The sequence below is a fragment of the Enterobacter cloacae complex sp. 397G4 genome, assembly GCF_050031515.1.
Lineage (GTDB): Bacteria > Pseudomonadota > Gammaproteobacteria > Enterobacterales > Enterobacteriaceae > Enterobacter > Enterobacter hormaechei_C.
This window is the reverse complement of the sequence record NZ_JBLGWE010000001.1, coordinates 1,972,248-1,992,821: the sequence shown is the minus strand read 5'-3', so window position 1 is coordinate 1,992,821 and position 20,574 is coordinate 1,972,248. Positions and strand designations below refer to the sequence as shown.

Genomic DNA, 20,574 nt, shown 5'->3' with positions numbered 1-20,574 from the left:
AGACAACACATTCGCCAGCCACCCAGGTGATCCCCAGGCAGCCAGCGCTTTTCAATTCTTATGGAGAGTTGCTATGCCACACCTGCAATCCGCGTCTTTACGCCCGTCTCTTCTGGCGCTGGCGATTGTCAGCACCCTGCCGGGCGTTACGTTTGCCGCCGCAGACGAGATCACCGTCACCGCCACCGGCAATGCCCGCAGCGCCTTTGAAGCCCCCATGATGGTGAGCGTGATTGACGCCACCGCGCCGGAAAACCAGACCGCCAGCTCCGCCGCCGACCTGCTGCGCAAGGTGCCCGGTCTGACGCTGGACGGCACCGGGCGCACCAACGGTCAGGACGTTAACCTCCGGGGCTATGACCGCCGTGGCGTGCTGATACTGGTGGATGGCGTGCGCCAGGGCACTGATACCGGACACCTGAACAGCACGTTCCTCGATCCGGCGCTGATCAAACGTATTGAAGTAGTACGTGGTCCTTCCGCCTTGCTGTACGGCAGCGGCGCGCTGGGCGGCGTAATTTCGTATGACACCGTCGACGCCAGCGATCTGCTGGATGCAGGTAAAAACAGCGGCTATCGCGTATTTGCTACCGGTGCAACGGGCGATCATAGCATCGGGATGGGTGCCAGCGCCTATGGCCGCACCGATACCCTGGACGGTCTGGTCTCCTGGTCCAGCCGCGATCGCGGCGACATTCGCCAGAGTGACGGCGCGAGGGCGCCAAACGACGAATCCATCAACAATATGCTGGCGAAAGGCAGCTGGAAAATCGATCCGGCGCAGACGCTGAGTGGCTCCCTGCGCTACTACAACAACGACGCGCAGGAGCCGAAAAATCCGCAGACCACGGATGCCAGCAGCAGTAACCCGATGACCGATCGTTCCACCATTCAGCGCGATGCCCAGCTTGGCTACCGCATTGCGCCAGCCGGAAACGACTGGCTGAACGCCGATGCGAAAATTTACTGGTCCGAAGCGCGGATCAACGCCCAGAACATCGACGCCAGCGGCGAGTTCCGTAAGCAGACTACCAAAGGCGGCAAAGTGGAAAACCGCACCCGCCTGTTCAGCGACTCCTTCGCCTCGCACCTGCTGACCTACGGGGGGGAATACTATCGTCAGGAGCAACACCCTGGCGGCGCGACCACCGGCTTCCCGGACGCGAAAATCGACTTCAGCTCCGGCTGGTTGCAGGATGAGATCACTCTGCGCGACCTGCCGGTAACGCTTCTCGGCGGGACGCGTTACGACAACTACCGCGGCAGCAGCGACGGTTACGACGACGTGGATGCGGATAAGTGGTCATCACGCGCCGGGTTAACCGTGAGTCCAGCCGACTGGCTGATGCTGTTCGGCTCTTACGCCCAGGCCTTCCGTGCGCCAACGATGGGCGAGATGTATAACGACTCGAAGCACTTCTCTATCGGCAGCTTCTACACCAACTACTGGGTGCCGAACCCGAACCTGCGTCCGGAAACTAACGAAACCCAGGAGTTCGGTTTTGGGCTACGTTTTGACGATCTGCTGCTCGCCAACGACGCGCTGGAGTTCAAAGCCAGCTACTTCGACACCAAAGCGAAAGATTACATCTCCACTACCGTCGATTTTGCGGCGGCCACCACCATGTCCTATAACGTACCAAATGCCAAAATCTGGGGCTGGGACATGATGGCGACCTACGCGACCAGTCTGTTCAACCTGGACGTGGCCTACAACCGCACACGCGGGAAAGATACCGACACGGGCGAATACATCTCCAGCATCAACCCGGACACCGTCACCAGCAAGCTGGATATCCCCGTGGCGCAAAGCGGCTTCTCCGTGGGCTGGATCGGCACCTTCGTCGAACGTTCAACGCACATCAGCAGCAGCTACAGCGAGCAGCCTGGCTACGCAGTGAATGATTTCTACGTCAGCTATAAAGGTCAGCAGCAGTTTAAAGGCATCACTACCACCCTCGTGCTGGGGAACGCCTTCGACAAAGCCTACTGGTCACCACAGGGCATCCCGCAGGATGGCCGCAACGGCAAGATCTTCGTCAGTTATCAATGGTAATTCCCTTCGGGGCAACGATTCAGAAGGATAAGATTATGGGTCACTACACACGCTGGCTTGAGCTTAAAGAAGAACATCCGGGTAAGTACGCCCGTGATATCGCCGGATTAATGCACATCAGCGAAGCAGAGCTGGCATTTGCGCGCGTTGGACACGACGCCTGGCGGCTGCGCGGTGAAATCCGTGAGATTCTGGCAGCGCTGGAATCGGTGGGGGAAACCAAATGCATCTGCCGTAACGAATACGCCGTTCACGAACAGGTCGGGGCGTTTACTAACCAGCACCTCGGCGGCCACGCCGGGCTGGTGCTGAATCCGCGCGCGCTGGATCTGCGTTTGTTCCTCAACCAGTGGGCGAGCGCGTTTCACATAAGTGAAACGACCTCCCGCGGCGAACGTCAGAGCATTCAGTTCTTCGATCATCAGGGCGACGCTTTACTGAAGGTCTACACCACGGATCACACCGACGTTGCCGCCTGGGGCGACGTGCTGACCCGTTTTATCATTGCCGATAACCCCACTCTGGCACTGAAGGCTGTCGATGCCCCTGCGCATTCCGACGGTGCTGATGCAGGCTCGGTGGAGAAAGAGTGGCGCGCCATGACCGATGTGCATCAGTTCTTTAGCTTACTGAAGCGCCATAACCTGAGCCGCCAGCAGGCGTTTCGTCTGGTGAGTGACGATCTGGCCTGTAAGGTGGATAACAGCGCGCTGGCACAGCTGCTGGAGACGGCGCGACAGGATGGAAACGAAATCATGATCTTCGTCGGCAACCGCGGCTGCGTGCAGATCTTCACCGGTGTGGTGGAAAAACTGACGCCCATGAAGGGCTGGCTGAACATCTTCAACCCAACCTTTACCCTGCATCTGCTGGAGGAGACTATCGCCGAGACGTGGGTAACGCGCAAGCCTACGGCGGACGGACACGTTACCAGCCTGGAGCTGTTTGCTGCGGACGGAACTCAGATCGCCCAGCTCTACGGGCAGCGTACCGAAGGCGAGCCTGAGCAGAGCCAGTGGCGCCGCCAGATTGACGCCCTGACGCCAGAAGGGCTGGCCGCATGAAAAACTGGTTCGCCCTGCTCTGCGCCCTGCCGCTGGTCGCCGTCGCCGCGCCGGAGAGAATTGTCGCCCTCGGCGGCGACGTGACGGAGATCGTCTACGCCCTCGGCGCGGAGTCTTCTCTGGTTGCGCGCGACAGTACCAGCCAGTGGCCGCAGGCGACAAACGCGCTGCCTGACGTGGGGTATCTTCGCCAGCTGAATGCGGAGGGGATTTTGTCCGTACGCCCGACGCTGGTGCTGGCAAGCGAACAGGCGCAGCCCTCTCTGGCGCTGAAACAGGTTGAACAGAGCCACGTCCGGGTGGTTACCGTTCCCGGCACGCCTGACCTGCGCGCGATTGACGAAAAAGTACGGGTGATAGCTCAGGCGACGCATCATGAGGCGCAAGGGGAAACCCTACGCAACTCGCTGCGTCAGGCGCTGGCGGCACTGCCCTCAACACCGCTCAACAAGCGGGTGCTGTTTATCCTCAGCCACGGCGGAATGACCGCAATGGCGGCCGGGCAACAGACCGGCGCGGATGCGGCAATACGCGCCGCCGGGTTGCAGAACGCCATGCAGGGCTTTACCCGCTATCAGCCGCTTTCCCAGGAGGGGGTGATGGCCAGCCAGCCGGATCTGGTGGTGATTTCGCAGGACGGTCTTAACGCGCTGGGCGGCGAAGAAAATCTGTGGAAACTGCCCGGCCTGGCGCAAACGCCAGCGGGACGAAGCAAGCAGGTGCTGGCTATTGATGACATGGCCCTGCTGGGCTTCAGCGTCCGCACGCCGAAAGCCATACAACAGCTGCGTGCCAGAGCGGAGCAACTGCCCTGATGTCCCGGCGCATCACGTTATCGTTATGGCTTCTGGCGGGGTTGCTTACCGTCATGACGTTCATGGCCACCGGTTTTGGGGCGTTACGCCTGCCGGTGAACGTGCTGTGGAGCGGCAGCGATGAGACGCTACGCCAGATCTGGCTCACCATCCGTCTGCCTCGCGTGCTGCTGGCGCTGGTGATTGGCGGATCGCTGGCGCTCGCCGGCTGCGTCATGCAGGGGCTGTTCCGCAATCCGCTGGCCGACCCGGGCCTGCTCGGGATCAGCAGCGGTGCGGCGCTGGCCGTCGCCCTGTGGGTGGTGCTCCCGCTCTCGCTGCCCGCGCTGGTGATGCTTTACGCCCCTATGCTGGCGGCATTTCTTGGGGCGCTGGCAGCCACAGGCGTGATCTTCCTGCTCAGCAAGCAGCGTGACACCTCTCTGTCACGTCTGTTGCTGGTGGGTATCGCCATCAATGCCCTGTGCGGTGCGGCAGTGGGTGTGCTTTCGTGGGTCAGCAATGACGCCCAGCTGCGTCAGCTTTCACTCTGGGGAATGGGAAGTCTTGGTCAGGCACAGTGGTCAACGCTGTTAGCCGTGACCTCGCTGATGGTGCCTGCCGTTCTGGCGATCTGGCGTTGTGCCAGCGCGTTAAATTTACTGCAACTGGGTGAGGAGGAAGCGCATTACCTTGGCGTGGACGTTGCCCTTGTACAGCGAATATTACTGTTATGCAGCGCCCTGCTGGTCGCTGCGGCTGTTGCCGTCAGCGGTGTGATTGGCTTTGTCGGACTCGTGGTGCCGCACCTGATGCGCATGTGGTTGGGCGCCGATCACCGGGCAACCCTCCCCGGCACGGTACTCGCGGGCGCATTACTGCTGTTGGTGGCGGATACGGTCGCGCGCACCCTGGTCGCTCCGGTAGAAATGCCGGTCGGCCTGCTCACCAGTATCCTTGGCGCTCCCTGGTTCTTATGGCTCATTTTTCGTCGTGGAGAACAGCATGGCTGAACGTTATACGGCTGAAAATCTTACTTTTACCCAATCTGGCCGCACGCTGACAGATAACGTTTCGCTGTCACTGTCGCAGGGAGAGCTGGTTACATTGATCGGCCCCAACGGCGCGGGGAAATCCACGCTGCTGCGGCTGCTGACCGGCTACCTGAAACCCGACAGCGGCGGCTGTTCGCTGGCGGGAAAAGCGCTGGATGAATGGCATCCGCAGACGCTGTCCCGCTATCGGGCAGTGATGCGCCAGCAGTCTCAGCCTGGATTTGACTGGCAGGTGGAGGAGATCGTTGGCATGGGGCGTGCGCCCTGGACGCGTCACCCGGAACCGTCGATTGTGCGTGAGGTGTTGCAGCTGACCGGTTGCCTGCCGCTGGCCGGCAGGCGTTATCATGCCCTCTCCGGCGGCGAGCAGCAGCGCGTCCAGCTCGCCCGCGCGCTGGCGCAGCTGTGGCGTGACGGAACGCCGCGCGGCTGGCTGTTTCTCGACGAACCCACTTCAGCGCTGGATCTCTACCACCAGCAGCATCTGCTGCGCCTGTTGAAATCGCTGACCCGTCAGGGCCATCTTCACGCCTGCGTGGTGCTGCACGATCTCAATCTTGCCGCATTATGGTCGGACCGGATCCTGCTGTTACACAACGGCAGGATTGTTTCTCAGGGCATACCGGAGACGGTTTTGCAGGCCGACGCGCTGGCACACTGGTACGGTGCGCAGGTGCACGTCGGCAGACATCCGGCGCACGCCGCACCGCAGGTTTTTCTCGCCCCTTAGCTTGAGCAGCTCACTTCCAGCCGCTTGCCCCAGTCCGGCGGGCGGCTGACATAGTCATCCTCCCGGTCGGCAAACGGCGTGCGCAGGGCGATATGCAGCCGATGCAGCTCGGTATAATCCCCCTGCTCTGCCTGCTCAATGGCCCGCTGCGCCAGCCAGTTGCGCAACACCATCGCCGGGTTAACCGCCTTCATCCGCGCCTGGCGGGTATCGTCATCAATCTGTTCCTGCTGTAAACGCGTCCGGTAAACGGCAAACCAGTCATCAAACGCCTGACGATCGATGAACTCGTCGCGCAGCGGTGACGCGGCGCTCTGCTGCGCGGTCTGGCTCAGCATACGGAAGGTTCGGGTATAGTCGCTGCCTTCACGCGCCATGATGGCAAACAGCCCATTCAACAGCGCGTTATCGCCTTTTTCCTGCGTCATCAGCCCCAGCTTGTTGCGCATTAACACACCATATTCCCGCAGCAGGATCTCCTGATAGCTGTCCAGCGCATCGTTCAGGGCATCGACGTCGATAAACGGCGACAGGCTTTGCGCAAGCCGCTGAAGGTTCCACAGCCCCACCGCAGGCTGGTTGTCGAAACGGTAACGCCCCTGATAGTCCGAATGGTTACAGATGTAACCCGGCTGATAGTCATCAAGGAAGCCGTACGGACCGTAGTCAAACGTCAGCCCTAACAGGGACATGTTGTCGGTATTCATCACCCCGTGGGCAAAGCCGACGGCCTGCCAGCGGGCAATCATTGCGGCAGTGCGCGCGACAATATCACGGAACCAGAGAACATAGCGGTCCGGCTCGTTTTGCAGGTGCGGCCAGTGACGGCGAAGGGCGTAATCGGCAAGCTGGCGGACCTTATCCGGCTCGCGGCGATAGTAGAAGTGTTCAAAATGACCGAAACGCAGATGGCTTTCCGCCACGCGGATCAGCATCGCCCCCTGCTCCATCGTTTCCCGGGCCACCGGCGTGTCGCTGGTGACAATGGACAGCGCGCGTGAGGTGGGGATCCCCAGGGCATGCATCGCCTCGGAAGCCAGACCTTCACGGATGGTTGAACGCAGCACCGCGCGGCCATCCCCCATGCGTGAGTACGGGGTTAGCCCTGCCCCTTTCAGGTGCCAGTCGAGCGTTTCGCCATTCGGCAGAAGTTGTTCACCCAGCAGGATGCCGCGGCCATCGCCGAGCTGTCCGGCCCAGACGCCAAACTGATGTCCGCTGTAGACCTGAGCCAGCGGCTTCATGCCCGGGAGCAGCGTTTCGCCGCCCCAGACGCCGGCGCCTTTTTCTGGCTGAAAAAGCGTCGAAGGGATGCCAAGCGAATCCGCTAATGCATCGTTATGCCAGATAAGACGCGCGTTCTGTAATGGCGTTGGCTTAAGCGCGGTGTAAAAGCCGGGTAATTCATCGTGCCAGTGAGCAGTAAAAGACAGGGTCATAAGTCCTCCTGCTTTAAGTGTAGAGGGTTTCCCTGGACGTAAACACGGGCGAAGAAAGGGGTTATTGCTGAACGAGAGTCGTGACCCGCTCTGCCGGGACGGCAGGCCACAGGCTTCCCTGCATTGCACCGAAATTGAAGGGCAGCACGCGTTCTAAGATGCCGTGATCGTCAATTCCCGAGACCATGACCGACTGACAATGCGGCGCGATCTGCCAGAGAATGGCGCGCATAAAAGGCTCAAACGAGAGTGCCGACGCGCGCTGCTGGATAAAGTTTTTATCCAGAATCACCCGTTTGAACAGACCATCATAAACCGGTTTAAGGGAAGATGCCCCTGCACCAAAGTTAGCCAGTACTAAGGGGAAATGGATCGCCATTCTTGCCAGACAGGGATCGTCTTTCCCGTTATTTAAACCTGGATAGTTCTCATTAACAGTAAACTCAAGAAACGGATAACGCTCGAGGATTGAAACAGCGTTCTCATTAGTTAATAAAAACTCAACAATTGCAGGTGTAATATTGATCCATGCAATTAACTGATGCTGAATAAAAAATAGCTTACAGGTATCGAGTAATTGCAGTTTCTCCTGAAACAGCGCTAATTCATCTTCCTGAGAAAGATGTGGGATAACCAGTTCAGTCGGGATCCGTACGTCCGCACCCACGCCAGTAAAGTTAACCAAAATCTCTAAACCTTTAAGCAAACCTGCACTATCACGCGCCGGAAGGAGTAAAAGTTCAGACTGGTAAGCATTATCTAGCGTAATAATCATCGCGCTTGTCCTGCATTAAAGATGAGAGAGAACATCCTGGAGCAATTGCAGGCACAATTCCACTGTCTTGATTTTAATAAGATTAATTTCATTCTTTCCGTATTAATTTTCAGATTTTTCCCTGAATCTAAATTAATTTTATCCTGGTTATTGAATAATAGCCAGTTTTAGATAAAACAGGCACATGCGGACATAAATAATTGGGCAAAAATTTAACTTTAATCATCCCGCAAGAAAAGCCTGACGTCTATTTTCACCGCCAGGCCCTCCGCACTGCATTTTTATGCAGCGGTTAAATACGTCTGGCCTGCCAGAAGTTTTTACGCCAGTAAACATTATCCAGAGAGGAGCGCATCACGCCACGGCTGGTCGAGGCATGAATGAACTGATTATCGGTATCATAGATGCCGACATGAAGGCCGTTTTCTCCGGAGCCCGTTTTAAAAAAGACCAGATCGCCGGGCAGGAGCTCGTCTTTATCAATTTCAGTGCCGATTTTCGCCTGCATACGCGTTTCACGCGGAAGCTGGAGGTCAAATTTATCGCGGAAGGTCATCAGCACGAATCCCGAGCAATCCACCCCGCCCCGGCTCATGCCGCCGTAGCGATAAGGTGTGCCGCGCCAGTTGCTGAGCTGATCGTTCAGGCTGGCAATGACCGTAATGGAATCGGAAAGCCGTGGGTTGGGCGGAGGTGCACGATGGCTGCTGCATCCTGCAAGAAAGAGCGCCGCAACAAGGAGAAACCAGAATCGCATTTCAGACGAATCCTCTGCTTTTTTTGTTCTTTCGGTAATTTAGCGTGCATCTATGCAGCTGTGCAAGAAAGGTTATTCCTGCGCCGTGGAAATGAGCATCTTGTGGCCTTCAATATCCAGCCTCCGGAACGACATGTGGTAAGCGCTCGCAAGATTGGCGGCCGTCAGCACGCTGTCGCGCGTTCCGCTGGCAATCAGCTTGCCACGCGCCAGCAACCACACCCGATGCGCGTGGCGCAACGTATGGTTCAAATCATGGCTGCTCATCACAATGGCGATCCCCTTGCGACACAGCGCGCTGAGCAGGGTATCCAGCGCTGCCTGCTGGGCAACGTCCAGCCCGCTCATCGGCTCGTCCAGCAGCAACAACCGCCCGTGAGGATTTCCCGCCGGATGGATCTGAAGGATGACGGCGGCCAGACGCACGCGCTGCCACTCGCCGCCGGAAAGCTGATTTGCCTGCCGGGTAAGCTTGTCGTCTAACCCGAGTGCCGCAGCAACCTCGTTGAGCAATCCCACCTGATTTTTGTCAGGCAGATGCAGCGTCAGGTAGTGCCAGACGGGCATCGCAAAGGGCGGAACCTGCTGCTGAACCAGATAGCTTCGACGGGAGGCAAGTGTAGCGGGTAGCCAGTCGACGAGCGATTGCCCGAGGAAGGTAATCTCCCCTTCCCCGCTGGTCAGCCCCGCCATACGCGCCAGCAGCGTGCTTTTTCCGGCGCCGTTTGGCCCAACCAGGTGAAGGATTTCACCTGCGTTGACTGCGGCAGTCACAGGCTCAAGACGTCCCTTCCCGGCAACGTCCGTGAGCTGCATCAGCAGCGTCATTATTTCGCCAGCGCCAGCTTGATTGATTCCATCACGATAGGATCTTCAGGCGTCATGTCAGGCGAAAAACGCTGCACGACCTCACCGTCACGGCCAATCAGGAATTTTTCGAAGTTCCACAGAATATCGTCCGGATAGAGCGGCGCGCGGCCTTTACTTGCCATACGCTCATAGAAACCACTCTCTTCAGGCGCAACGGCGGTCGGCGCCGCGGCCACCAGTTTGGCATACAGCGGATGACGATTTTCACCGTTCACGTCAATTTTGCTGAACATCGGGAACGTCACGCCATAGGTTGTGCTGCAAAAGGTCTTAATCTCCTCTTCGCTACCCGGCTCCTGGCCCAGGAACTGGTTGCACGGGAAGCCGAGTACGGTAAAGCCGTCTTTTTCCCAGGCTTTATGAATGTTTTCCAGCTGTTCATACTGCGGCGTAAGGCCACATTTCGACGCCACGTTCACGATGAGCAGCACCTTGCCCTTGTAGCCTTCCAGCGTGGTTTTCTCGCCGTCAATGGTCGTCACTTCGGTATTCAGAATATCAGACTGCATAGCATTCCCTCAGGTTGACTTACTGGTTGTGTTTTAACGTCCAGCTTTTAATAGTAGCCAGATAAAGACCGGCGCGCCCAGCGTTGCGGTCACCACGCCTATGGGCAACTCAGCGGCCGTCAGGGCGAGCCGGGCGATGATATCGGCAATCAGCAGCGTTGCCGCCCCGGCAACCGCCGAGGCCGGGAGCAGGGTTCGGTGGTCCGTAATGCCGCACAGGCGCAGCATATGCGGGATCACCAGCCCAATAAAGCCAATCGCCCCCGCCAGCGCCACGCTTACGCCTACCATCCAGCCAATGGCGATAACCAGCACGTTGCGCCAGAATCCAATCGGCATCCCGAGCTGGCGAGCAGACGTTTCGCCCAGCGCGAGAATATTAAGAGGCTGCGCCTGGAACGCCGTCCACAGGATGACCGGGATCAGGAGCACCATCAGCCACCCCTGACGCCAGTCAACACCCCCAAATCCCCCCATCATCCAGTACATTAACTGGCGCAGATCGAAGGAGGTGGAGAAGTAGACGGCCCAGGTCATCAGCGCACTACAGATGATCCCCAACGCTACCCCGGCAAGCAGCAGCCGACTGGTGGATATGTGGCGGCGGGCAAAGCGCAGAAGGATAAGGGTTATCAACAGCGCGCCAAGGATGGCGCTGAGGCTAATCCCCCAGCCGGAGAGCTCGCCTCCCCCCAGCATCACGGCGGCGATAAGCCCGACGCCTGCGCCATTCGAGACCCCGAGAAGCCCGGGTTCCGCCAGAGGGTTTTCAAATAATGCCTGCATGATCGTGCCGCACAGCGCCAGCGCAGCGCCGACTAAAAGGACAGCCAACGTCCGCGGCAGGCGGATCTGCCAGACAAAGAGCTGTCCTTCAGGCGTAAACCAGCTTTCCGGCCCCAGCCACCGATCGCCCGCACACAGGCTGACGGTGGTGGCGACAATCAACAGCACCCCGAGCAGACACAGGCGGCGAAGATCGGAGCGGTGCTGGCGGCGGGCAAGATCAAGCATAGACGATAGGTTATCCGGTTGAGATATCATTGATTTTACGGCGGGTTTAGCAAATAGCGCAAAGAAAAAAGGCCGCGTGAGCGGCCTTTTTAGTTAGTTCATATTACTCTGCTTTGGGCGTTGCGTTTTCGACACGGCTTTTTAACTTCTGTCCGGGTCTGAAGGTCACCACGCGGCGGGCTGTAATGGGAATATCTTCCCCCGTCTTCGGGTTACGGCCCGGACGTTGGTTTTTGTCTCGCAAATCAAAATTGCCAAAACCGGAGAGTTTAACCTGCTCACCATTTTCCAGAGCACGACGGATCTCTTCGAAAAACAGCTCTACCAGCTCTTTGGCATCCCGTTTGCTAAGCCCAAGCTTATCAAACAGATATTCTGACATTTCAGCTTTTGTAAGCGCCATAGGTTCAATCCCTCAATGATGCCTGGAATCGCTCTTTTAATGCCTCTACACATTTGGCGACGGTAGCGGCAATCTCCTCTTCTTCGAGTGTACGGCTGGTATCCTGAAGGATAAGGCTAATAGCGAGGCTCTTGAAACCTTCTGCTACGCCCTTGCCGCGGTACACGTCAAATAAGTTTACGCCAACTACCTGATTTACGCCAACTTTCTTACATTCGGCCAAAATATCTGCTGCGGGCACATTTTCAGCGACCACAACCGCGATATCACGGCGGTTTGCCGGGAAGCGGGAGACGTCCTGCGCCTGAGGAATGACGCGGTCTGCAACCGGGTTCCACTCCAGTTCGAATACGATGGTACGGCCATTCAGATCCAGCTTACGTTCCAGTTCCGGGTGAACAACCCCAATGAAACCAACACGTTTGCCGTCTAAATAGATCGCCGCACTCTGACCCGGATGCAGGGCTGGAATCGCTTCTGCGCGGAATTCAATTTCGGATAATTTACCGGTCAGATCGAGAATCGCTTCCAGATCGCCCTTCATATCGTAGAAATCAACCGTCCCTTTTGCCAGGTCCCAGTGCTCTTCAAAGCGATTACCGCTGATGGCGCCGGCCAGCATGAGATCCTGACGGATGCCTAAATTCGCCTGAGTATCCGGTACAAAGCGCAAACCGCTTTCGAAAATACGCACGCGGTTTTGCTGACGGTTCTGGTTATAAACGATAGTACCCAGCAGTCCCGTCCACAGGGACAGACGCATCGCTGACATCTCGCTGGAAATCGGGCTTGGCAAAATCAGCGCTTCCTGACCCGGGTGGATCAGCTGTTGCAGCTTAGGATCAACAAAGCTGTAGGTGATCACTTCCTGGTACCCTTTGTCGTTCAGCATGGTTTTCACACGCTTCAAAGACAGATCGGCCTCGCGATGGCTGCCCATCACCAGACCCGCCTGCACCGGCTCGTCAGGGATGTTGTTGTAGCCGTAAACGCGGGCCACTTCTTCCACCAGATCTTCCTCGATCTCCATGTCAAAACGCCAGGACGGCGCAACGGCTTTCCACTCGTCCTGACCCTCAGTAACTTCGCAGCCCAGACGCGTCAGAATGTCGGTCACCTGCGCATCGGCAACGTGGTGACCAATCAGACGATCCAGTTTGCTGCGGCGCAGGGTAATGGTCGCACGCTTCGGCAGCGTCGCTTCGTTGGTCACATCAATAACAGGACCCGCTTCGCCACCGCAGATGTCGATCAGCAGGCGAGTCGCACGCTCCATCGCTTTGTATTGCAGCGCAGGATCCACGCCACGCTCGTAGCGGTGAGAAGCGTCAGTGTGCAGACCGTGACGGCGTGCGCGGCCGGTGATGGAGAGCGGGCTGAAGAACGCGCATTCCAGCAGGACGTTTTGCGTCTCGTCGTTAACGCCAGAGTGCTCGCCGCCGAAGATCCCGCCCATCGCCAGCGCTTTGTTGTGATCGGCAATCACCAGGGTGTCAGCGTTCAGTTTCGCTTCGCTGCCGTCCAGCAGAACCAGGGTTTCTCCCTCTTTCGCCATGCGCACGACGATCCCACCTTCGATACGATCTTTATCAAAGGCGTGCATTGGCTGGCCCAGCTCCAGCAGAACATAGTTGGTGACGTCGACGACCGCATCGATAGAACGGATACCGCAGCGACGCAGTTTCTCTTTCATCCACAGCGGGGTTGGCGCTTTAACGTTAATACCTTTCACCACACGACCGAGGTAGCGTGGGCAGGCCTCAGGCGCGTCTACCTGTATCGGCAGCACGTCACTGATGGTTGCCTCAACCGGAGCGATCTCCGGCACGTTCAGTTCAGTCTGGTTCAGCACGGCCACGTCGCGGGCCACACCGATGATGCCTAAACAGTCAGCACGGTTTGGCGTTACGCTGATTTCGATGGTGTTGTCATCAAGCGTCAGGTATTCGCGGATATCAGTACCAACTGGCGCATCCTGCGGCAATTCAATAATGCCAGAGTGATCGTCGGAAATACCCAGTTCGGAGAAGGAGCACAGCATGCCTTCAGACGGCTCACCGCGCAGCTTAGCCGCTTTGATTTTGAAATCGCCCGGCAGCACCGCACCGACGGTCGCCACGGCCACTTTCAGGCCCTGACGGCAGTTTGGCGCACCGCAGACGATATCCAGCAGACGGTCACCGCCCACATTGACTTTTGTTACGCGCAGTTTGTCAGCGTTAGGGTGCTGACCGCATTCAACCACTTCGCCCACGACCACGCCGGTGAAGGCGCCAGAAACCGGCTCTACACCGTCAACTTCCAGACCCGCCATGGTGATCTGGTTGGAAAGCGCGTCGCTGTCCAGCGTGGTGTTCACCCATTCGCGTAACCACAGTTCACTGAATTTCATTGTTCTGTCCTGCCCTTATTTAAACTGTTTGAGGAAACGCAGATCGTTTTCGAAGAACGCACGTAAATCGGTTACGCCGTAGCGCAGCATTGTCAGACGCTCCATACCCATACCGAACGCAAAGCCGGAATACACTTCCGGATCGATACCCACGTTGCGCAGCACGTTTGGATGCACCATGCCGCAGCCCAGCACTTCCAGCCATTTGCCGTTTTTACCCATCACGTCAACTTCCGCAGACGGTTCGGTGAACGGGAAGTAGGACGGGCGGAAGCGAACCTGCAAATCTTCCTCAAAGAAGTTGTTCAGGAAATCGTGCAGCGTGCCTTTCAGGTTCGTAAAGCTGATGTTTTTATCAACAATCAGACCTTCCATCTGGTGGAACATTGGGGTGTGGGTCTGATCGTAGTCGTTACGGTATACGCGACCCGGCGCGATGATGCGGATTGGCGGCTCCTGCTCCTTCATGGTACGGATCTGAACGCCGGAAGTCTGAGTACGCAGCAGACGGGTAGCGTCAAACCAGAAAGTGTCGTGGTCAGCACGTGCCGGATGATGGCCAGGAATGTTCAGGGCATCGAAGTTGTGGTAATCATCTTCAATTTCCGGGCCAGTCGCCACGGTAAAGCCGAGCTCACCGAAGAAACTTTCAATACGATCGATAGTACGAGTCACCGGATGCAGACCGCCGTTTTCAATACGACGACCCGGCAGAGAAACGTCAATCGTTTCTGCCGCCAGACGCGCATTCAGTACTGCGCTTTCCAGCTCGGCTTTACGCGCGTTCAGCGCCTGCTGTACCTGCTCTTTGGCTTCGTTAATCACTGCACCGGCTGCCGGGCGCTCCTCTGCTGGCAGTTCACGCAGGGTAGTCATCTGAAGGGTCAAATGCCCTTTCTTGCCCAGATATTCGACGCGGACATTGTCTAACGCGGCAACATCTGAGGCCTGGTTAATGGCGGCCGTTGCACTGGCAACCAGCTCTGCGAGATGTGACATGGTTTTCCTCATTATGTCGGTGCAGACACCGAATTGTTGGACGTATTCTCTTAACTTCAGGCACAAAAAAAGCCTCCATCGGGAGGCTTATCTGGCGCTGTTTTTCGTTTCATCTTTCACGCGCTAGCCTCCTGAAGTCAGGTGCTAAAGTAAAAGAAGAAGCGGAAAATAGCAGCATTCATGCTTGCGTTACCTTGTAGGGTAAAAACCGTTAGACCTTATTGAAAAGCCTGCACGGATAAATGTCAATCTTCTGATGGTGTTAAATGAAAAGAGGAGGCAAAGCCCCCTCTCTCAACTGGCTTATGCCAGTGCTGCTTTCGCTTTTTCGACCAGAGCGGTGAACGCTACTTTGTCGAATACTGCGATGTCAGCCAGGATCTTACGGTCGATTTCAACAGAGGCTTTTTTCAGGCCGTTGATGAATTTGCTGTAAGAAATACCGTTCTGACGTGCTGCTGCGTTGATACGCGCAATCCACAGTTGACGGAACTGACGCTTACGCTGACGACGGTCACGGTAAGCGTACTGACCTGCTTTGATAACAGCCTGGAAGGCAACGCGGTATACGCGTGAACGCGCACCGTAGTAGCCTTTAGCTTGTTTCAAAATTTTCTTGTGACGTGCACGTGCAATTACACCACGTTTTACGCGAGCCATGTGTGCTCTCCTGTATCTATTCTAAGTTAAAAAAGTTAAACGTTAACGACTTATGCGTACGGCAGGCACGCGATGACCAGGCCCAGATCGCCTTTAGAAACCATGGCTTTTGGACGCAGGTGACGTTTACGCTTGGTAGCTTTCTTAGTCAGAATGTGACGCAGGTTAGCGTGCTTGTGCTTAAAACCACCTTTACCGGTTTTTTTGAAGCGCTTAGCAGCACCGCGTACGGTCTTAATTTTTGGCATTTTAATAACTTCCACTTCGCATTGTTAAATAAACGAAACATAGGCGAACAAAACCTATGGGGCCCGAAGGCTCCACAGATTTTGCTGCTTGAAGGCCTTACTGTTTCTTCTTAGGAGCGAGCACCATGATCATCTGGCGGCCTTCGATCTTCGTAGGGAAGGATTCGACTACTGCCAGTTCACTCAGATCGTCACGGACGCGGTTAAGCACTTCCATACCAATCTGTTGGTGGGCCATCTCACGACCGCGGAAACGCAGCGTGATCTTGGCCTTATCGCCATCTTCCAGAAAGCGAATCAGGCTGCGGAGTTTTACCTGATAATCGCCATCGTCGGTACCAGGACGGAATTTAATTTCCTTAACCTGGATAACTTTTTGCTTCTTCTTCTGTTCCTTAGAAGACTTACTCTTTTCATAAAGGAACTTGCCGTAGTCCATGATACGACAAACTGGCGGTTCGGCGTTAGGGCTGATTTCAACTAAATCTACTCCAGCTTCTTCAGCCTTTTCGATCGCTTCTCTCAGACTCACAATCCCCAGCTGCTCGCCTTCCAGACCTGTTAAGCGAACTTCCTGGGCGCGAATCTCGCCATTGATACGATTCGGACGTGCCGTTTGAACTCGTTTTCCGCCTTTAATACCTTATTCCTCCAGTTGTTGAAGACTGCGGCTGCGAATCTCTTGTTGCAGCTTCTCAATCACTTCACTTACGTCCAGGCTCCCCAGGTCTTTACCACGGCGGGTGCGAACGGCAACTTTGCCTGCTTCCACCTCTTTATCACCACAGACCAACATATACGGGACACGACGTAAAGTGTGCTCGCGGATTTTAAAGCCAATCTTCTCATTTCTCAAGTCTGCTTTTACGCGAATGCCCGCATTTTGTAGTTTCTGCGTCAATTCTTTAACGTAATCCGCCTGAGAATCGGTAATGTTCATCACCACTACCTGCACTGGCGCAAGCCAGGTTGGGAAGAAGCCTGCGAACTCTTCGGTCAGGATGCCGATGAAGCGCTCCAGTGAACCGAGAATCGCACGGTGAATCATAACCGGCACCTGACGCTCGTTGTCTTCGCCAACATAAGAGGCGCTTAAACGCTGCGGCAGAGAGAAGTCCAGCTGTACCGTTCCGCACTGCCATGCGCGATCGAGGCAGTCATACAGGGTAAATTCAATTTTCGGACCGTAGAATGCGCCCTCGCCCAGCTGGTATTCGAACGGAATACCGTTCTCTTCCAGTGCTACGGCAAGATCCGCCTCTGCGCGATCCCATGTCTCATCGCTGCCGATACGTTTTTCCGGACGCGTTGAGAGTTTGACCACGATCTTCTCGAAGCCAAAGGTGCTGTACATATCGTAGACCATACGAATACAGGCGTTAACTTCTTCACGGACCTGATCTTCAGTACAGAAGATATGCGCATCATCCTGAGTAAAGCCACGAACACGCATCAGACCGTGCAGCGCACCTGATGGCTCGTTACGGTGGCAGCTACCGAACTCCGCCATACGCAGCGGCAGATCGCGGTAGGATTTCAGACCCTGGTTGAAGATCTGAACGTGGCCCGGGCAGTTCATTGGCTTGATGCAGTATTCACGGTTCTCAGACGAAGTGGTGAACATCGCATCTTTGTAGTTGTCCCAGTGGCCGGTTTTTTCCCACAGCACACGGTCCATCATGAACGGGCCTTTCACTTCCTGGTACTGGTACTCTTTCAGCTTGGAGCGCACGAACGTTTCCAGTTCACGGAAGATAGTCCAGCCGTCGTTATGCCAGAACACCATCCCCGGCGCTTCTTCCTGCATATGATACAGGTCAAGCTGCTTACCGATTTTACGGTGGTCACGCTTAGCCGCCTCTTCCAGGCGTTGCAGATACGCGTTCAGGGCCTTCTTATCGGCCCACGCGGTACCATAAATACGCTGCAACATTTTGTTGTTGCTGTCGCCACGCCAGTAAGCGCCTGCGATTTTCATCAGTTTGAAGTGATGACAGAAGCGCATGTTCGGCACGTGCGGTCCACGGCACATGTCGACGTATTCCTGGTGATGGTACAAGCCAGGCTTGTCATCATGAGCGATGTTTTCATCAAGAATCGAGACTTTGTAGCTCTCGCCGCGCTTCACGAAGGTTTCACGCGCTTCGTGCCAGCTGACTTTCTTCTTAATGACGTCATAGTTGGTTTCGGCGAGCTCGTGCATTCGTTTCTCGAGCGCGTCGATATCTTCCTGAGTCAGGGTGTGGTCAAGGTCAACGTCGTAGTAGAAACCGTTGTCGATAACCGGGCCGATCGCCATTTTGGTGTTTGGCCAGAGCTGCTTAATAGCATGGCCTAACAGGTGCGCACAGGAGTGACGAATGATCTCCAGACCTTCTTCGTCTTTCGCGGTGATGATCGCAAGCGTTGCATCGCTTTCAATCAGATCGGACGCGTCTACCAGCTCACCGTTTACGCGACCTGCGATGGTTGCTTTTGCAAGTCCAGGACCGATATCCAGGGCAACATCCATTGGGCTAACAGCATGGTCGAAATGGCGTTGGCTGCCATCAGGAAGAGTAATTACAGGCATTTTATATCCTTATTTGCAGTGATGCCCCACACATAAGAGCATATACAAAGAAAATAATCGTGATTAAACAGTAGATTACGAAACCATCTGACCAACAATCGTCAAATTGGTTCGTCATCATGCACCTGCCGATTCAGATAAATGCGAATTTACGGCAAGCAGGGTAATGGTAACACTATTGAAAGGGCGAATGCACCTTCTGCGACCGTTTGAACCGTTCATCCTTTTGTCTGCGTTCATGAATTTTTGCTGACGGAGGCTCGCAATCCGAAAGTGCTGAGCTATTCTTGACTTGGTCCTTAAACATCGAAGGGGTATCACATGAATGTATCCAGCAAAACCGTTGTGATATTGAATCTACTTTCCGCTGCTTGCCTGGTATTGATTCTGGCTGACAGATTCCATTGGTTTTAAGCCGAACCGGTGTTCCGGCATAACCTGTTGTCCAGGGTTGAGCGCTTTCTGGCGCAGATTTTGGTAGACTAAGGGTATCAACTGACAAGGATTAGGTTATGCCAACAAAAAGATTTGCCGTGAAGCACTGGAAAATGGTCGTGGTGTTAATTGCTATTTGCGGCGCGATGTTGCTGCTGCGCTGGGCCGCAATGATCTGGGGCTAATATTTTGTCAGCGAAAACGTGCCGTGAATTTACTGAATAAATCTTAACTATCTTTACGATAATTTATGGTCCAAAACCGGTACGTCATAATCCGGTTTTCGACAGGCTGTGACAGCGTATATATTCCGTCACACGTGGCAGTTGAAATATCAGGACCACTCACCCGCCACCAGCTTGTGTACATCAAATGCATCATTCATTGACTGGCGGGTAGACTGAGAGCCAGGGGAAATGTTGGAGCCTGCTTCTACATCCGAGGCTTTAGCGATCCCGATTGGGCTGTTAACGTCACTGGCAGGTTGCGTCATATTATCAGCAGCAAATACGCCAAATGAAAGTGCGGAAAGCACCATAGCTGCTGTAGCGGTATTGATTTTTTTCATAATTTTATTCTCATACTTATTTAATGCGATATGCCTGAGGCGAGTTTTTCGCCTGTGCCGTAAGTGTAGATCTGGATCACATTCTTGCCTAGTCAAATTATTTATCAATTCGTGTCAAATAAACTGAATAAGCCCTGGTCGGCTAATTATGGAGAAATTATGAAGATGAAACCATACCCATTATTTTAAAACGCCGTTTAATATAAATAAGCACAGTTTCAGAAAATAAAAAAACGGGCCGAGAATAATCCCGGCCCGACGATATTACATTTTATAACCTAAAGAAATCGTGGTTCGGCGATCGGTATGTTCCGGCGCAGAATCAGGTGGGGATGAGTTCCAGGTTACGTTGTACGCCACCTTGAGTCCAAAGTGTTCGTTGATGGCCACATTCAACGCACTTTCTGAGTTCAGCGTTGTATCTTCAGCACCAAACACCGACACACCCTGGGTGAATTTTGCGTTGTCCGTCATCTGCCATGCATAGGTGCCCGATGCATAACCCAGCGGCTGGGTTTCATCTTCGCCGTTGGTGTACTCGTCGTAACGGACACCCGGACCGAATTCAAAACGCAGGCTGTGCACCGGCCCATTGAGGAACTGACGACCATAACCCGCAGTTACGACATCACGCTGGCGATAGCCGTTGTAGCGGTCAGTCAGCCAACTCGCCTGCCCGAACAGGTAGTCATAATCGGTCATGTTGTATCGGCTACGTCCGCCTACCGCGTATTTCTCTGATGAGCGTTGATCGTTAGCAGAGGTGTTGCTGGCATTTCCCCACAGCGACCAGGCCGTGGTGTTGCCGTACCAGGTCAGGGTGCTGTCTGCGGTCAGGGAGGAGCTTTTCGTATTACCGGATTGCGCCAGATACCCGGCATTCACGTTACCTTCAAAGGGTTTTTTGGCAGTGGAGGGATCGTCCATGACAGTAAAAACGGTATCATCGGCGGTTGCATTCAGTGACGCAAATACGCCACCCGCCAGCATCAGTGCTGCGGGTACTGTCTTCAAAAGCTTCATTTTATTTAAGGAGTCCGTACAACATAAAAAGAGACCGTCACGGTCTCGGAAACTTTCTTGCGGATCAATGACAAGGCGACCATAGAAAGGTAACAAATTATAAAAAGCCGCAAATAACATAGCAATATTTTCTTCTTTCATTTTTTGAATAAGAACGATCCCAAAACGTGTTTTATTTTATATGCCCGGCGCAGGTTATTTGTCAGCATTC

General features: G+C 55.2%; 23 protein-coding genes and 1 other annotated feature. Of the genes, 7 read left to right on the top strand and 16 right to left on the bottom strand.

The window, feature by feature from the left end; all coding sequences use genetic code 11:
• The first annotated feature begins 73 nt into the window (after positions 1 to 73).
• From ACQG1Y_RS09490 to ACQG1Y_RS09470, 5 genes are read left to right on the top strand one after another with little or no spacing between them, the layout of a single operon-like run.
• Complete coding sequence (locus ACQG1Y_RS09490) at positions 74 to 2,056, top strand: TonB-dependent hemoglobin/transferrin/lactoferrin family receptor (protein WP_017693583.1); 1,983 nt, start codon at positions 74 to 76, stop codon at positions 2,054 to 2,056.
• Between the two features lie 35 nt (positions 2,057 to 2,091).
• A complete protein-coding gene (chuS, locus tag ACQG1Y_RS09485; RefSeq protein ID WP_023296351.1) occupies positions 2,092 to 3,120 on the top strand; it encodes a hematinate-forming heme oxygenase ChuS in 1,029 nt (342 codons plus the stop codon).
• The gene (locus tag ACQG1Y_RS09480; RefSeq protein ID WP_045347453.1) at positions 3,117 to 3,935 is read left to right on the top strand and encodes a heme/hemin ABC transporter substrate-binding protein; all 819 of its coding nucleotides are present in this window, start codon (positions 3,117 to 3,119) and stop codon (positions 3,933 to 3,935) included. The genes chuS and ACQG1Y_RS09480 overlap by 4 nt, the downstream gene beginning before the upstream one ends.
• Positions 3,935 to 4,927, top strand: coding sequence for a FecCD family ABC transporter permease (locus ACQG1Y_RS09475; RefSeq protein WP_368740508.1), 993 nt, complete (start codon positions 3,935 to 3,937; stop codon positions 4,925 to 4,927). The genes ACQG1Y_RS09480 and ACQG1Y_RS09475 overlap by 1 nt, the downstream gene beginning before the upstream one ends.
• A complete protein-coding gene (locus ACQG1Y_RS09470) occupies positions 4,920 to 5,699 on the top strand; it encodes a heme ABC transporter ATP-binding protein (RefSeq protein ID WP_017384649.1) in 780 nt (259 codons plus the stop codon). Before ACQG1Y_RS09475 ends, ACQG1Y_RS09470 begins: the two co-directional genes overlap by 8 nt.
• Here ACQG1Y_RS09470 and selO read toward each other — a convergent pair.
• From selO to thrS, 14 genes are all read right to left on the bottom strand, one after another.
• Entirely contained in the window at positions 5,696 to 7,138 is a 1,443-nt protein-coding gene (gene selO, locus ACQG1Y_RS09465) for a protein adenylyltransferase SelO (RefSeq protein ID WP_045907489.1), read from the bottom strand. The two genes, ACQG1Y_RS09470 and selO, sit on opposite strands and share 4 nt — an antisense overlap.
• A 61-nt stretch (positions 7,139 to 7,199) precedes the next feature.
• Positions 7,200 to 7,913, bottom strand: a complete 714-nt coding sequence (locus tag ACQG1Y_RS09460) for an EAL domain-containing protein (protein WP_032104825.1) — start codon at positions 7,911 to 7,913, stop codon at positions 7,200 to 7,202.
• Positions 7,914 to 8,205: 292 nt separating this feature from the next.
• Complete coding sequence (locus ACQG1Y_RS09455; protein ID WP_017693586.1) at positions 8,206 to 8,670, bottom strand: NlpC/P60 family protein; 465 nt, start codon at positions 8,668 to 8,670, stop codon at positions 8,206 to 8,208.
• Between the two features lie 72 nt (positions 8,671 to 8,742).
• The gene (gene btuD, locus ACQG1Y_RS09450) at positions 8,743 to 9,498 is read right to left on the bottom strand and encodes a vitamin B12 ABC transporter ATP-binding protein BtuD (protein WP_032653288.1); all 756 of its coding nucleotides are present in this window, start codon (positions 9,496 to 9,498) and stop codon (positions 8,743 to 8,745) included.
• Positions 9,498 to 10,049, bottom strand: a complete 552-nt coding sequence (locus tag ACQG1Y_RS09445) for a glutathione peroxidase (RefSeq protein ID WP_017384653.1) — start codon at positions 10,047 to 10,049, stop codon at positions 9,498 to 9,500. Before ACQG1Y_RS09445 ends, btuD begins: the two co-directional genes overlap by 1 nt.
• Before the next feature lie 33 nt (positions 10,050 to 10,082).
• Entirely contained in the window at positions 10,083 to 11,063 is a 981-nt protein-coding gene (gene btuC / locus ACQG1Y_RS09440; protein WP_032653286.1) for a vitamin B12 ABC transporter permease BtuC, read from the bottom strand.
• Positions 11,064 to 11,166: 103 nt separating this feature from the next.
• Positions 11,167 to 11,466, bottom strand: coding sequence for an integration host factor subunit alpha (ihfA, locus tag ACQG1Y_RS09435; RefSeq protein WP_003857805.1), 300 nt, complete (start codon positions 11,464 to 11,466; stop codon positions 11,167 to 11,169).
• Between the two features lie 4 nt (positions 11,467 to 11,470).
• Positions 11,471 to 13,858, bottom strand: coding sequence for a phenylalanine--tRNA ligase subunit beta (gene pheT / locus ACQG1Y_RS09430; protein WP_032648054.1), 2,388 nt, complete (start codon positions 13,856 to 13,858; stop codon positions 11,471 to 11,473).
• Positions 13,859 to 13,873: 15 nt separating this feature from the next.
• Positions 13,874 to 14,857 (bottom strand): phenylalanine--tRNA ligase subunit alpha, encoded by a 984-nt coding sequence (gene pheS, locus ACQG1Y_RS09425; protein WP_003857809.1) that lies wholly within the window; start codon positions 14,855 to 14,857, stop codon positions 13,874 to 13,876.
• A 62-nt stretch (positions 14,858 to 14,919) separates the two neighbouring features.
• Positions 14,920 to 15,044: a sequence feature (Phe leader region), on the bottom strand.
• Positions 14,995 to 15,039, bottom strand: a complete 45-nt coding sequence (pheM, locus tag ACQG1Y_RS09420; RefSeq protein WP_001386830.1) for a pheST operon leader peptide PheM — start codon at positions 15,037 to 15,039, stop codon at positions 14,995 to 14,997. Its footprint overlaps the feature before it by 45 nt.
• Positions 15,045 to 15,160: 116 nt before the next feature.
• Positions 15,161 to 15,517 carry a 50S ribosomal protein L20 gene (gene rplT, locus ACQG1Y_RS09415; RefSeq protein WP_000124850.1) on the bottom strand — a complete coding sequence of 119 codons (357 nt, stop codon included), beginning with the start codon at positions 15,515 to 15,517 and terminating at the stop codon, positions 15,161 to 15,163.
• Between the two features lie 50 nt (positions 15,518 to 15,567).
• Positions 15,568 to 15,765: a 50S ribosomal protein L35 gene (rpmI, locus tag ACQG1Y_RS09410; protein WP_001124225.1), complete on the bottom strand. Its 198-nt coding sequence runs from the start codon at positions 15,763 to 15,765 to the stop codon at positions 15,568 to 15,570.
• Between the two features lie 97 nt (positions 15,766 to 15,862).
• Complete coding sequence (gene infC, locus ACQG1Y_RS09405; protein WP_023616141.1) at positions 15,863 to 16,405, bottom strand: translation initiation factor IF-3; 543 nt, start codon at positions 16,403 to 16,405, stop codon at positions 15,863 to 15,865.
• Between the two features lie 3 nt (positions 16,406 to 16,408).
• Positions 16,409 to 18,337: a threonine--tRNA ligase gene (thrS, locus tag ACQG1Y_RS09400; RefSeq protein WP_003857814.1), complete on the bottom strand. Its 1,929-nt coding sequence runs from the start codon at positions 18,335 to 18,337 to the stop codon at positions 16,409 to 16,411.
• 321 nt (positions 18,338 to 18,658) lie between these two features.
• Between thrS and yncL the strand changes: the two genes are divergently transcribed.
• Together yncL and yniD are read left to right on the top strand one after the other, a co-directional pair.
• The gene (gene yncL / locus ACQG1Y_RS09395) at positions 18,659 to 18,751 is read left to right on the top strand and encodes a stress response membrane protein YncL (RefSeq protein WP_017384656.1); all 93 of its coding nucleotides are present in this window, start codon (positions 18,659 to 18,661) and stop codon (positions 18,749 to 18,751) included.
• Positions 18,752 to 18,849: 98 nt separating this feature from the next.
• The gene (gene yniD / locus ACQG1Y_RS09390) at positions 18,850 to 18,957 is read left to right on the top strand and encodes a small membrane protein YniD (protein ID WP_003857815.1); all 108 of its coding nucleotides are present in this window, start codon (positions 18,850 to 18,852) and stop codon (positions 18,955 to 18,957) included.
• Positions 18,958 to 19,106: 149 nt separating this feature from the next.
• On the opposite strand, the gene ACQG1Y_RS09385 is transcribed toward yniD, so the two are convergent.
• Together ACQG1Y_RS09385 and ACQG1Y_RS09380 are read right to left on the bottom strand one after the other, a co-directional pair.
• Complete coding sequence (locus ACQG1Y_RS09385) at positions 19,107 to 19,340, bottom strand: hypothetical protein (RefSeq protein WP_246933338.1); 234 nt, start codon at positions 19,338 to 19,340, stop codon at positions 19,107 to 19,109.
• A gap of 264 nt (positions 19,341 to 19,604) precedes the next feature.
• Complete coding sequence (locus ACQG1Y_RS09380; protein ID WP_026080717.1) at positions 19,605 to 20,363, bottom strand: DUF481 domain-containing protein; 759 nt, start codon at positions 20,361 to 20,363, stop codon at positions 19,605 to 19,607.
• Positions 20,364 to 20,574 lie beyond the last annotated feature (211 nt).